10 protein-coding genes are annotated in these 12,689 nt (G+C 71.3%); 2 read left to right on the top strand and 8 right to left on the bottom strand.

Going from position 1 to position 12,689, the window contains the following annotated elements:
* Positions 1-21: 21 nt before the first annotated feature.
* A complete protein-coding gene (locus BMY07_RS13915; RefSeq protein WP_143073469.1) occupies positions 22-333 on the bottom strand; it encodes a hypothetical protein in 312 nt (103 codons plus the stop codon).
* 249 nt (positions 334-582) lie between these two features.
* Positions 583-1,575 carry an aldo/keto reductase gene (locus tag BMY07_RS13910; RefSeq protein WP_092778239.1) on the bottom strand — a complete coding sequence of 331 codons (993 nt, stop codon included), beginning with the start codon at positions 1,573-1,575 and terminating at the stop codon, positions 583-585.
* 92 nt (positions 1,576-1,667) lie between these two features.
* Between BMY07_RS13910 and BMY07_RS13905 the strand changes: the two genes are divergently transcribed.
* Complete coding sequence (locus BMY07_RS13905) at positions 1,668-2,201, top strand: hypothetical protein (RefSeq protein WP_092778237.1); 534 nt, start codon at positions 1,668-1,670, stop codon at positions 2,199-2,201.
* 41 nt (positions 2,202-2,242) lie between these two features.
* On the opposite strand, the gene BMY07_RS13900 is transcribed toward BMY07_RS13905, so the two are convergent.
* A complete protein-coding gene (locus BMY07_RS13900; RefSeq protein WP_092778235.1) occupies positions 2,243-3,226 on the bottom strand; it encodes an aldo/keto reductase in 984 nt (327 codons plus the stop codon).
* A gap of 89 nt (positions 3,227-3,315) precedes the next feature.
* Here BMY07_RS13900 and BMY07_RS13895 point away from each other — a divergent pair, with 89 nt between their 5' ends.
* A complete protein-coding gene (locus tag BMY07_RS13895) occupies positions 3,316-5,883 on the top strand; it encodes an NACHT domain-containing protein (RefSeq protein ID WP_143073468.1) in 2,568 nt (855 codons plus the stop codon).
* On the opposite strand, the gene hutI is transcribed toward BMY07_RS13895, so the two are convergent.
* Genes hutI through hutH form a run of 5 tightly spaced genes read right to left on the bottom strand, consistent with a single transcriptional unit; the run spans position 5,831 to position 12,633 of the window.
* The gene (gene hutI, locus BMY07_RS13890) at positions 5,831-6,988 is read right to left on the bottom strand and encodes an imidazolonepropionase (RefSeq protein ID WP_092778231.1); all 1,158 of its coding nucleotides are present in this window, start codon (positions 6,986-6,988) and stop codon (positions 5,831-5,833) included. The two genes, BMY07_RS13895 and hutI, sit on opposite strands and share 53 nt — an antisense overlap.
* Positions 6,985-8,265, bottom strand: a complete 1,281-nt coding sequence (locus BMY07_RS13885; RefSeq protein WP_092778229.1) for a formimidoylglutamate deiminase — start codon at positions 8,263-8,265, stop codon at positions 6,985-6,987. The genes hutI and BMY07_RS13885 overlap by 4 nt, the downstream gene beginning before the upstream one ends.
* Entirely contained in the window at positions 8,262-9,452 is a 1,191-nt protein-coding gene (locus tag BMY07_RS13880) for an allantoate amidohydrolase (RefSeq protein ID WP_092778227.1), read from the bottom strand. Before BMY07_RS13880 ends, BMY07_RS13885 begins: the two co-directional genes overlap by 4 nt.
* Positions 9,449-11,110 (bottom strand): urocanate hydratase, encoded by a 1,662-nt coding sequence (gene hutU / locus BMY07_RS13875; protein WP_245782366.1) that lies wholly within the window; start codon positions 11,108-11,110, stop codon positions 9,449-9,451. The genes BMY07_RS13880 and hutU overlap by 4 nt, the downstream gene beginning before the upstream one ends.
* Positions 11,107-12,633, bottom strand: a complete 1,527-nt coding sequence (gene hutH, locus BMY07_RS13870; protein ID WP_092778225.1) for a histidine ammonia-lyase — start codon at positions 12,631-12,633, stop codon at positions 11,107-11,109. The genes hutU and hutH overlap by 4 nt, the downstream gene beginning before the upstream one ends.
* Between the last annotated feature and the right edge of the window lie 56 nt (positions 12,634-12,689).

Raw genomic sequence — 12,689 nt, 5'->3', positions numbered from 1 at the left:
CGAGGCGTGGGCGGGTGGGAATCAGCGCCCGAGCGGCGGGCCGCGCGCGAGGAGTCCGGCGGCCGCGGATTCCGCGGCGATCACCAGCAGGCCGAGGTCGGCCGAGGTGCGCTGGGTCTGGACGTGGTCCGACGGTGCCGTGGTGATGCCGTCGTCGACCAGGTCGTGGTGATGTTCGACGGCCGAGAAACCCAGGCCGCGCACCAGGGTCTCCTGGTCCGCGCGGATCTGTTCGACCGGGGCGCCGCGGTGCGGCACCGCGCACACCGTTCCTGCGCCGATGCCGACCACCGCGCCGAGGACCGCGGCCAGGACGAGCGAGAGAACGCGCACCACGACCTCCCCCTCGCGGAAATTCGAGCCCGTTCGCCACCGCGCAATAGGCTCTGTGATTCACAGAATGCGGCTGCGCCGACGATCCAGGACTTATCGATCATCTCCGGCGCGTGGAAGCACCGTCAAGGGGAGAGTATTCGCGTTTAAACACGCTGTGACATACCTGCCGAACATAGCAGGCGGCTATGTCCTTTTTGCGGGAATACGTCAGCCCCCGGCCCAGGTGGGACCGGGGGCTGTCGTCGACTACCAGGCGTAAGCCTCGGGGGCAGCTTTGTCGCCGTTGGGTCCAGGTGCTGGGAACAGCTCGTCCAGCTTCGCGAGGGCGTCCGCGTCCAGCTTGATCTCCAGCGCGCGCAGCGACCCGTCGAGCTGCTCGGCGGTGCGCGGGCCGATGATCGGGCCGGTGACCCCTTCGCGGGAAAGCAACCAAGCGAGTCCGATGTGCGCGGGATCCTCACCGAGTTCCGCGGCGAACTTCTCGTACGCCTCGATGGTGTCCTGGTGCTGCTTGAGCGCGTCACCCGAACGGCCGGACAGCCCGCGCGACGCGCCGCCCTCGCGCTGCTTGCGCAGGATCCCGCCGAGCAGACCACCGTGCAGCGGCGACCACGGGATCACGCCGAGGCCGTAGTGCCTGGCAGCGGGCAGGACCTCGAGCTCGACCCAGCGGGTGAGCAGGTTGTAGATGGACTGCTCGGACACCAGCCCGAGGAAGTGCCGGTCCCTGGCCGCTTCCTGCGCCTGCGCGAGGTGCCACCCGGCGAAGTTCGACGAGCCGAAGTAGAGCACCTTGCCCTGCTGGCGCAGCACGCTGAACGCCTCCCACACCTCCTCCCACGGCGTGTTCCGGTCCACGTGGTGCATCTGGTAGAGGTCGATGTAATCGGTCCGCAACCGCTTGAGCGAGGCGTCGGCGGCGCGCCGGATGTTCAGCGCGGACAGGAACGTCTCGTTGGGCCAGTCACCCATGCTGCCGTAGAGCTTGGTGGCCAGCACGGTCTTCTCCCTGCGCTGCCCGCCCTGGGCGAACCACCGGCCGATGATCTGCTCGGTGATCCCCTCCCCCTTCTGCCACCCGTAGACGTTCGCGGTGTCGAAGAAGTTGATGCCGTGCTCGAGGGCCCGGTCCATGATCTGGTGGCTGTCGGGCTCGGTGGTCTCCGGGCCGAAGTTCATCGTGCCCAGCACCAGCCGCGACACCGACAACCCACTACGCCCGAGGTGCGTGTACTCCATGCGTCCAACCTAACCCCGGACCTGCTCCAGGTCTCGTCACCAGGCACGGGGCTCTTAGGATCACGGTGTCGACTGAGGGGAGACACGGACCGATGGTGACCTGGCGCGAACTCATCCACATGGACCTGCTGGAGGTCGCCACGGCGCTGGCGGACGAGTCGCCGGAGCTCGACGTGAACGAGTGGATCGGCGTGATCGACACGTTCGAGGCCAAGTGGCTGGCCGCGGCCGCGGCGCTGACCGACGACCAGTGGCAGCTGTGCACTACCGCGTACAACCGCGCCGAGGCGGCATCGGGACTGGCGGGGATGCCGCGCAAGGACACCCAGCTGCGTCGGCTGTGGGCGGGCTTCAGGCTGCTCGACGCGGTGGGACCGAGCCCGGCCGTCCCGCTCCGCGACCTGCGCGAACTGCGCCGCGTGCTGTTCGACGCGCTCCCGCTGTCACTCGAGGACGCCACCGCCAAGGCGCCGGGGTGGCGATCGCTGACCATCCCGGAGATGGGCGACCTCCGCGCGACGGCGAACCTGCTGCGGGCGGCCGAATGCATCATCGCCATCTACCCGCCCGATCCGCCGGACCTGGAGCTGGAGGCCTGGCTGCGGCTGCGGCCCCAGTTGCCGTAACCGGTGCCGGGTTCCCTTGTCCGGCACCGGCTACGACCGCGCTACCAGGCGTAGGCCTCGGGGGCGGGCTTGGCGCCGTTGGGGGCGGGGGGCGGGAAGATGGCGTCCAGTTTGGTGAGGGTGTCCTCGTCGAGGGTGACGTCGAAGGCGGTGAGGGAGCCGTCGAGTTGGGCGGTGGTGCGGGGGCCGATGATGGGGCCGGTGACGCCGTCGCGGGACAGGAGCCAGGCGAGGGCGAGGTTGGCGGGGTCGTGGCCGAGGTCGGCGGCGAGCTCCTCGTACGCCTCGACCTGCGTGCGGTGCCGTTGGAGCAACTCCGGCCCGGCCCACGCGGTGTCGCGGACGCCCTCGCCGCGGCGCTGCTTGGCCAGGACGCCGCCGAGGATGCCGCTGCTCAGCGGGGACCACGGGATCACGCCGATGCCGTAGTGCTTCGCGGCGGGCAGCACGTCCAGCTCGATGAACCGGTTGGCCAGGTTGTACAGCGACTGCTCGGCGACGAGACCGAGGAAGTGCCTGCTCCGTGCCGCTTCCTGGGCCTGCGCGAGGTGCCAGCCCGCGAAGTTGGACGACCCGAAGTACAGGACCTTCCCCTGGTGGCGCAGAACCTCGAAGGCCTCCCAGATCTCGTCCCACGGCGTGTCGCGGTCGATGTGGTGCATCTGGTACAGGTCGATGTAGTCGGTCTGCAAGCGCTTGAGCGAGGCGTCGGCCGCGCGCCGGATGTTCAGCGCGGACAGTCGGCCGTCGTTGGGCCAGTCGCCCATCGCGCCGTAGAGCTTGGTGGCCAGCACGGTCTTCTCCCTGCGCTGCCCGCCCTGGGCGAACCAGCGGCCGATGATCTCCTCGGTGCCGCCCTTGCCGCCGTACACGTTGGCGGTGTCGAAGAAGTTGATGCCGTGCTCGTGCGCCCGGTCCATCAGGGTGTGGCTGTCGGCCTCGGTGGTGTGCGGCCCGAAGTTCATGGTGCCCAGCACCAGTCGGGACACGGACAACCCGGTGCGGCCGAGAGGGGTGTACTCCATGTCCCCAACCTAACCCCGGACCTGCTCCAGGTCGGGACCGTAGGATCGTACGCGGTACCGGCAGAAGGGCGGGCGCGGTGGACATCCTGATGTCGGTCTTCGCGGCGGCGATGGTGGTGCTCGGCACCGGGACCGGCGTGGTCGCCCTGCTGGAACGGCGCCGCCGGTCGCGCCCGGTGCCGGAGCCGGAACTGACCGCCGACCAGCGGTTCGAGCAGGAGTACATCGCGCGGGTGCGCCGGGGCGCGCGCTACGTGGACCTCAAGGGGTTGCAGACGCTGAGCCACTCGAGCCTGGAGTTGGACGAGGTCTACGTCGACGTCAGCCTGGTGCACCGGCCGCCGCACCAGGTGCGCACGGACGTCCTCGCCGGGTTGCCGACCACCGTCCAGGGGCGCCGACCGCTCGCCCACTTCCTCGACGACCCCCGACCGCAGGTGCTGACCGTGCTCGGCGGCCCGGGCAGCGGGAAGACGACCCTGCTGCGCAAGACCGCCCGCGACATCTGCGACAGCGGCACCCCCGTGCTGCTGTTCCTGCGCGACCACCTGGCGGAGATCCTGCGCGGCGCGAGCCTGCCCGAGATCGTCGTCGCGAACCTGGCCAGGTACGACCTGGTCGACGCGGACCAGTGGGTCGCCAGGAAGCTGCGCTCGGACCGGTGCGTGGTGATGCTCGACGGCCTCGACGAGGTGGCCAGGGCGCAGGACCGCAGGTCGGTGTCGGCGTGGGTGGAGAACCAGATCACCGCCTTCTCCGGCAACGACTTCGTGCTCACCTCGCGGCCGCAGGGCTTCCTCGACGCGCCGGTGGACGGCACGGTGGTGCTCCAGGTGCGGCCGTTCACCCCGGCCCAGGTCCGCGACTTCGTGCACGGCTGGTACCGCGCGGTGGCGAACACGGTCACCCCGGACGCGCACGACCGGGCCGCGGAAGAGGCGCAAGACCTGCTCGCCCGGCTGGACGAGGCGCCCGCGCTCGTCGACCTCACGGTGAACCCGTTGCTGCTCACCATGATCGCGACGGTGCACCAGTTCCGAGGGGCGTTACCCGGGTCGCGGGCCGACCTCTACCGCGAGATCTGCGAAGTCATGCTGTGGCACCGCGACGAGGCCAAGAAGCTGGTGAGCACCGGGAACAACCGGCACAAGATGGTGCTGCTGCGGTCGTTGGCGTACCTGATGATGACCAACGGTGTGCGCCAGCTTGCCCGCGAGGTCGTGCTGGCCGAGTTCGAGCGTCTCCTACGGCGACTGTCGACTCCGCTGGACGCCGAGGCCCACCTGCGCCGGGTGATCTCCGACGGGCTGGTGGTCGAGTGGGAGCGGGACCAGTTCGCCTTCGCCCACCTGACTTTCCAGGAATACCTCGCTGCCGCCTACATCCGCGAGAAGAACCTCGTCGACACCCTGTGCTACGCGGTGGACGACGACTGGTGGCGGGAGACGACCCTGCTGTACGTGGCAGGCTCCGACGCGGACCCGATCGTGCTGGCGTGCCTGGCATCCCGGACCTCGACGGCGCTCGGCCTGGCACTGGACTGCGTCGCGGAGGGGGTGGAGCTGGACGAGAAGCTGCGGTCCGAACTGGACGGCGTCCTGCGCGACGCGGCGAACGACCCGGCTCTGCGGGAGAAGGTGTTGCAGGCCATGTTATCCCGGCACCTCCGCTCGGCGGTGCGCACGGCCACGGGGTCGGTGGTGTGGCGCACGCCGGTCCCAGCAGGCCTCTACCGCTTGCTCGACGACTCACCCGCCGTCGAGGGACAAGGAGACGAACCGGCGCGCGGTATGTCTTCGACCAGCGCGGTCCAATTCGTGGACGAACTCAACAAGTCCACCGTCTTCCCCGTTTCGCTACGACTGGCAACAGCGTCAGAATTGAACCATCCCTCAGTTTTGCCCACGATCCAATCCGCCGCCGCATGGACAAAGGAGCCATTCTTCACCACGGCACAGCTGTGGATGAATGCGTCGTTTCGCCCGAGAGTTGCGACGGCGAATCTCCGCCACGAAGCTCAAGCCGATCTGACGCCAGCCACGATAGTCCTTCTCCTGAAGCGGATTCCCGCACCAACCCCAAGGATGATCGACCTCATCTCGCACCTAACCGATGCGATAGATTCGGCTGAGGAAGACCCCATCGTGCTGGCAGTGACGACCGACCTGCGGAGAGGCCCCGGAGCGGAAAGAATACGGGCCCGATTCGGCAACGCGCTCATGGACTCTGTCCGCGCAGCTATGGACCAACCCCAGGACCTGTTCCTCTCCGCCGTTCGTGAGCAGTTCACCAGCAGAGCGGGACTGATCGAATCCGACATCGAACCGATTGGCGAGATCGCCGATCTGTGCCTGCGGCTGCATGCCGCGGGCGCCGATCAGCCGATTGGATCGCGGCTCCCACACCACCACTTGACCAACATGGTGGCGGAGTGGAATCAAACGGCCTCCTTGACGGGGAAGAGCGCGGCGCAGATCAGGTTCCTGGCACTGTCATTGAGCGCTGAAGCCAGGCCGGAATCGAGGCGGGTGTTCGTGCAGTTGGCCGCCACGGCGACCATGTGGGACTGGTGGCGGACGGGGAAGGTTGCCCGGCCGCAGGTGGTCATCCTCGCGGCGGACGCGCCGGAGAGCCTGAGCGCCAGACCGCCCAGGTGAGGGGGACGCCGGGGCGGTAGGCGAGGTGGGTGGCCGACGGGGCGTCGAGGAGGTGGAGGTCGGCGCGGGCGCCGGGGCGCAGGACGCCGACGTCGGTGCGGCGGAGGGCTTGGGCGCCGCCGAGGGTGGCGGCGCGGATGGCCTCGGGGACCGACAATCGCATCTGGAGCACGGCGGTGGCGATGCAGTAGGCCATCGACGAGGTGTAGGACGAGCCGGGGTTGCAGTTGGTGGCCAGGGCGATGGTGGCGCCCGCGTCGAGCAGGCGGCGGGCCTCGGGGAGGGGTTGGCGGGTGGACAGGTCGCACGCGGGCAGCAGGGTGGCGACGGTGTCAGAGCCCGCCAGCGCGTCCACATCGGACTGGGTCAGGTGCGTGCAGTGGTCGACGCTGGCCGCGCCGAGTTCCACCGCGAGGCGGACACCGGGGCCGGGGCCGAGCTGGTTGCCGTGCACGCGCAGCCCGAGCCCGCGCGCGGCAGCGGCCTTGAGCACCTGCCGCGACTGGGCTTCGTCGAACGCGCCGGTCTCGCAGAACACGTCCGCCCACTGCACGTACGGCGCGACCCGGTCGAGCATCTCCCCCGCGGCGAGGTCGACGTAGGCGTCCGGGTCGGTGCCCGGGGGGACGAGGTGGGCGCCCAGGTAGGTGACCTCGTCGGCGAACTCGGCCGCCAGCCGCGCCGACCGCACCTCGTCCACGACGGTCAGCCCGTACCCGGTCTTGGTCTCGATGCAGGTCGTCCCCTGCGCCACCGCCTCGGCGACGTGCTTGCGCAGCCCCGCCCGCAACTGCTCGTCATCAGCCGCCCTGGTCGCCTCGACGGTCACCGCGATCCCACCCGCCGTGTACGCCTCCCCCGCCATCCGCGCCCCGAACTCGGCGGTCCGATCCCCCGCGAACACCAGGTGCGTGTGGCTGTCCACCCACCCCGGCAACCCAGCCCGCCCCTGCGCGTCAACCCGACTGTCCGCCTGCGGCGCCCGCTTCGCAGACCCCACCCACCCCACCCGATCCCCATCAAGCACAACCGCCGCGCCGCGCACGGTCCCCAACTCGGGATCGTTGGTGGTCAACTCCCCCAGGTTCGTCACCAACACGCTCATCCGACAACCTCCGCCAGCAGTCGTCCAACATCGCCCAAGACGTGTTCGCCCGAGCGGACCACGACGCGGCCGTCGATCACCACGGTGTCCACATCGGATGCTGTCGCGGCCAGGACCACCTGCTCGGGTGCCGATCCCGCCGTGCGCACCGTGTCGAGGCGGACGGCCACGAGGTCGGCGGGGGCGCCTACCTCGATGCGGCCTGCTTCCGGCCAGCCGATGCTCGTGTGGGCGGTCATGGCGCCGACCAGCTCGCCCGGGGTGAATCGGCCGCGTTGGCCGGTTCGCAGGCGTTCGCCGTGTTCGAGGGCGCGGGCTTCGAGGAGCATGTCGACCACCGCGTGCTGGTCGCTGCCCAACGACAGCGGCGAGCCCGCGTCGACCAGTTCGCGGGCGGGGCCGATGCCGTCCGCCAGGTCGGCTTCCGTGGTCGGGCACAGGCACGCCCCGGTGCCGGACTCGCCCAGGAGGCGCACGTCGTCGGCCGTCAGGTGGGTGGCGTGGACGGCGGTCAGGTGCGGGCCGAGGGCCTCGGCGTCGGCCAACACCTGGGTCGGGGTGCGGCCGTACGCGGTGAGGCAGGCTTCGTTCTCGGCGGGCTGTTCGGACAGGTGGACGTGCACCGGCCCACCGAAACCGGCCACCACCGGCAGGGCGTCACGGGGAACGGCGCGGACCGAGTGGATCGCCGCACCGACGCGGGAGCCCGGGATCGGTTTCAGATCAGCCACCCGGCTGGCCCAGGCGAGTACGTCCCCATCGGAGAAACGTTGCTGCTGGGCGGAAACCGGCTGCCCGATGCCGCCTGCCAGGTAGCACGTGTCGAGCAGCGTGATCCGGATGCCCGCGTCCCGCGCGGCGTGGATCAGGGCGTGCCCCATGGCGTTCTGGTCGTTGTAGCGGGTACCGCCGGGAGCGTGGTGCAGGTAGTGGAACTCACCGACGCAGGTGATGCCGGACAGGGCCATCTCGGCGTAGACCGCTCGGGCCAGGAGGTAGTACGAGTCGGGGTCGAGGCGGTCGGCGAGGTCGTACATGCGGTCGCGCCAGGTCCAGAACGTGCCGCCGTCGCCGTGGGTGCGGCCGCGCAGGCCCCGGTGGAACGCGTGCGAGTGCGCGTTGGCGAACCCGGGAAACACGATCCCCGGCAGCACGTGGGCATCGCCTGGCGAGTCCACAAGCGACACAGCGCTGATGACCCCGTCCACCACCTCGACCCGCACCCCCGACACCACGCCGGACGGCAGCCAGGCCGAAGCGCACCAGTACGCGGTCACCGGGCCAACTCCTCCAGCACCGACGCCAGCGCCACAACGCCAGCCGCGCAGTCGTCAGCCTCCGCGAACTCCTCCGGCGCGTGACTCACCCCGGTCGGGTTCCGCACGAACAGCATCGCCGTGGGCACGTGCCCGGCCAGGATCCCCGCGTCGTGCCCGGCCCCGGTCGGCAGCGCGGGTACGCCCCCGAGCACCCCGGACACCGAGTCCCGCAGCCCAACGTCGAACACCACAGTGTCCCCGTAGGACTCTTCGGAGACGGTGACCACGCACCCCTCTTCGGCGGCGACCTCCGAGGCGACAGCGGTGATCTCGGCGACGACGGCCCGGGTCCGCGCATCGTCATCAGCTCGCGCGTCCAGCCACAGGTCCACACTGGACGGGATCACGTTCGTCCCGCCGGGGTTGGGGATCAGCCGCCCCACCGTGGCCCGTGCGCCCTCCACCGCCGTGGCGGCCCGGCGAGCGGCGAGCACGACCTGCGCCGCGGCCACCATCGGGTCCCGCCGGTCGACCATCAGCGTCGCACCGGCGTGGTTGCCCTCGCCGCTGATGCTGAACCGCCACCGCCCGTGCGCCAGGATCGAGCTGGCCACCCCGACCGGCGCCCCGAGGTCGACCAGTCCGCGCCCCTGCTCCACGTGCAGCTCGACGAACACCCCGATCCGCCGCAACGCCTCGGCATCGGGCCCCACGCGAGAAGGGTCGAGCCCCGCCGACCGCACCGCCTCCGCCAGCGTCACACCGTCCGAATCGGACAGCCGCAACGCCGCATCCGCCGAAATGGCACCCGTCAGCAACCGCGACCCCAGGCACGCGACCCCGAACCGCCCGCCCTCCTCTTCCGCGAACACCACGACGGCGAACGGCTTGCCAGGCACGAACCCCCTGGCCCGCAACACATCCACGGCCTCAAGCGCGGCCACAACCCCAAGCGGCCCATCAAAGGCGCCACCACCGGGCACGGAGTCGAGATGACTGCCGGTCACCACCGCACCGTCACCCGGCGCGCCCCACCACGCCCACAGGTTCCCGTTCCGGTCGCACTCGACGGACAGCCCGCGTCGACCGGCCTCCTCGGTGAACCAGGACCGCAGTTCCAGCTCGACGCGGTCGAACCCGTGCCGGGAGTACCCGCCGCGGCGGGGGTCGGCGCCGACCCCCGCGATGTCGGCGAGGCTGGTCACGACCGGGCCATCGGCACGGCGACACCGCGTTCGGCGGCGACCTCGTCCGCGCGGTCGTAGCCCGCGTCGACGTGCCGGATGACGCCCATCGCCGGGTCGTTGGTGAGCACCCGCTCGATCTTCTGCCCGGCCAGCGCGGTCCCGTCGGCCACGGTGACCTGGCCCGCGTGGATGGACCGGCCGATGCCGACCCCGCCGCCGTGGTGGATGGACACCCAACTGGCCCCCGACGCGGTGTTGACCAGCGCGTTGAGCAGCGGCCAGTCGGCGATCGCGTCGGAGCCGTCGGCCATCGCCTCGGTCTCGCGGTACGGGGAAGCGACCGAGCCGCAGTCGAGGTGGTCGCGGCCGATCACGACCGGCGCGGCCAGCTCACCGGAGGCGACCATCTCGTTGAACCGCAGCCCGGCCTCGTGCCGCTCCCCGTACCCGAGCCAGCAGATGCGTGCCGGAAGCCCTTGGAAGGCAACGCGTTCGCCCGCCATCCGGATCCACCGCTCCAGGGGCTCGTTGTCCGGGAACAGGTCCAGGATCGCCCGGTCGGTCGCGGCGATGTCGGAGGCCTCGCCGGACAGCGCGGCCCAGCGGAACGGGCCCTTGCCCTCGCAGAACAGCGGGCGGATGTAGGCGGGGACGAACCCGGGGAAGTCGAACGCCCGGTCGTGGCCGCCCAGCTTCGCCTCGCCGCGGATGGAGTTGCCGTAGTCGAACACCTCGGCGCCCGCGTCCAGGAACCCGACCATGGCCTCGACGTGCTCGGCCATCGAGTCGCGGGAGCGGTCGGTGAACTCGTCGGGCTTCTTGGCCGCGTAGTCCGACCAGTCGGCCAGGTCGACGCCGCGCGGCAGGTACGCCAGCGGGTCGTGCGCGGAGGTCTGGTCGGTGACGATGTCGACCTCGACGCCCCGGCGCAGCAGCTCGGGCAGCACCTCGGCGGCGTTGCCGATCACGCCGACCGACAGCGCCTCGCCCTCGCGCCTGGCCCGCTCGACCCGCGCCACCGCGTCGTCGAGGTCCAGCGCCAGTTCGTCGAGGTAGCGGGTCTCGACCCGGCGCCGCGCCCGCTCCGGGTCGACCTCGACGACCAGCGCGACGCCGCCGTTCATGGTCACCGCAAGCGGTTGCGCGCCGCCCATGCCGCCCAGGCCCGCGGTCAGCGTGAGCGTGCCGCGCAGCGACCCGCCGAAGCGCTTGGCGGCCACCGCGGCGAAGGTCTCGTAGGTGCCCTGCAGGATGCCCTGGGTGCCGATGTAGATCCACGAGCCCGCGGTCATCTGCCCGTACATGGTGAGCCCGGCGGCCTCCAGGCGGCGGAACTCCGGCCAGGTCGCCCAGTCGCCGACCAGGTTCGAGTTCGCGATCAGCACCCGCGGCGCCCACTCGTGGGTCCGCATGACGCCGACCGGCTTGCCCGACTGCACCAGCAGCGTCTCGTCCTCGGCGAGGGTGGTGAGCTCCCGGCTGATCGCCTCGAAGCTGGCCCAGTTGCGGGCCGCCTTGCCGGTGCCGCCGTAGACGACCAGGTCGTCCGGGCGCTCGGCGACCTCGGCGTCGAGGTTGTTGTGGAACATGCGCAGCGCGGCCTCGGTCTGCCAGTTCCGCGCGGTCAGCGTGGTGCCGCGGGCGGCGCGCACCGGCCGGGGTCCGGGGGTGGTCACACGGTCCTCCTCTTGACGGCGTCCAGCAGGGCGCCGGAACGGATCAGGTCTTCGGCGGCGGCGATCTCGGGCGCCAGGTGGCGGTCCGGACCGGGCCCGGGGACGCGCTCGCGCAGCAGGGCGACGGCGGCGGCCGTGGCGGGCGCCGGGGTGAGCGGGGAGCGGAAGTCGAGCGCGCGGGCCGCGGTCAGGTACTCCACGGCCAGCACGGTGACCAGCCCCTCGACGGCCTTGCGCAGCTTGCGGGCCGCCGACCAGCCGAGCGAGACGTGGTCCTCCTGCATGGCGGAACTGGGGATGGAGTCGACCGAGGCGGGCACGGCCAGCCGCTTGAGCTCGGCGACCACCGCGGCCTGGGTGTACTGGGCGATCATGTGCCCGGAGTCGACCCCGGGGTCGTGCGCCAGGAACGGCGGCAGGCCGTGCGAGCGGGCCACGTCCAGCATCCGGTCGGTGCGCCGCTCGGCCATGCTCGCCACGTCGGCGACCGGGATGGCCAGGAAGTCCAGCACGTAGGCGACGGGGGCGCCGTGGAAGTTGCCGTTCGACTCGACGCGGCCGTCCGGCAGCACAACCGGGTTGTCCACGGCGGCGGACAGTTCCCTGCTCGCCACGGTCTCGGCGTGGGTGACGGTGTCCCGCGCGGCACCGTGCACCTGGGGGGCGCAGCGCAGCGAGTAGGCGTCCTGCACGCGCGGGCAGTCCGGGCCGCGGTGGCTGGCCACGATCGGCGAGCAGGCGAGGAACGCGGTGATGTTCGCGGCGGAGGTGGCCTGGCCGGGGTGCGGGCGCAGCGCTTGCAGGTCGGCGGCGAACACGCGGTCGGTGCCCAGCAGCGCCTCGACGCTCATGGCCGCGGTCAGGTCGGCGACGTCGAGCAGGCCGTGCAGGTCGGTGATCGCGAGCGCCAACTGGCCGAGCATGCCGTCGGTCCCGTTGATCAGCGCCAGCCCTTCCTTCTCGGCCAGCGCGACCGGCTCGATGCCCTCGGCCACCAGCGCGTCGGCGGCGGGGACCAGCTCACCGCGGTACCTGACCTGGCCCTCGCCCATCAGCGCCAGGGCGATGGAGGACAGCGGGGCGAGATCACCGGAGCACCCGAGCGACCCGTACTCCTGCACCACCGGCAGGATCCCGGCGTTGAGCACGGCCGCCAGCGTCTCCACAGTGGACTGCCGAACCCCGGTGCGACCGGTGGCCAGGGTGCGCAGCCGCAGCAGCATCAACGCCCGCACGACCTCCGGCTCCACCTCGGGCCCGGCCCCCGCGGCGTGCGACCGGATCAGGGAGCGCTGCAACGCCGCCCGCCGCTCCACCGGGATGTGCCGCACCGCCAGCGCCCCGAACCCGGTCGACACCCCGTAGGTCGGCTCCGTCGCGTCGGCCAACTTCTCGATGTGCGCCCTGGTCGCGGCCACCCCGTCCAACGCCCCGGCGGTCAACACCACCTCGGCCTCGCCCCGGGCGACCGCCACCACCTGCGCGACACTCAGCGGACCACCATCGAGGGCAACTGGTTCCATGCCCCCCATCACAGCGCGAACCCCGCCACGGCACGACCCAGGATCGGGTGACAGTG

It is taken from the genome of Actinokineospora terrae (assembly GCF_900111175.1).
Taxonomy (GTDB): domain Bacteria; phylum Actinomycetota; class Actinomycetes; order Mycobacteriales; family Pseudonocardiaceae; genus Actinokineospora; species Actinokineospora terrae.
This window is presented reverse-complemented; position numbering and strand designations above follow the sequence as displayed.

Coding starts and splice junctions, on each gene's coding strand:
- BMY07_RS13910 (WP_092778239.1), bottom strand. CDS start 1,575: ATGGAGTACACGCACCTCGGGCGTAGTGGGTTGTCGGTGTCGCGGCTG.
- BMY07_RS13905 (WP_092778237.1), top strand. CDS start 1,668: ATGGTGACCTGGCGCGAACTCATCCACATGGACCTGCTGGAGGTCGCC.
- BMY07_RS13900 (WP_092778235.1), bottom strand. CDS start 3,226: ATGGAGTACACCCCTCTCGGCCGCACCGGGTTGTCCGTGTCCCGACTG.
- BMY07_RS13895 (WP_143073468.1), top strand. CDS start 3,316: ATGTCGGTCTTCGCGGCGGCGATGGTGGTGCTCGGCACCGGGACCGGC.
- hutI (WP_092778231.1), bottom strand. CDS start 6,988: ATGAGCGTGTTGGTGACGAACCTGGGGGAGTTGACCACCAACGATCCC.
- hutH (WP_092778225.1), bottom strand. CDS start 12,633: ATGGAACCAGTTGCCCTCGATGGTGGTCCGCTGAGTGTCGCGCAGGTG.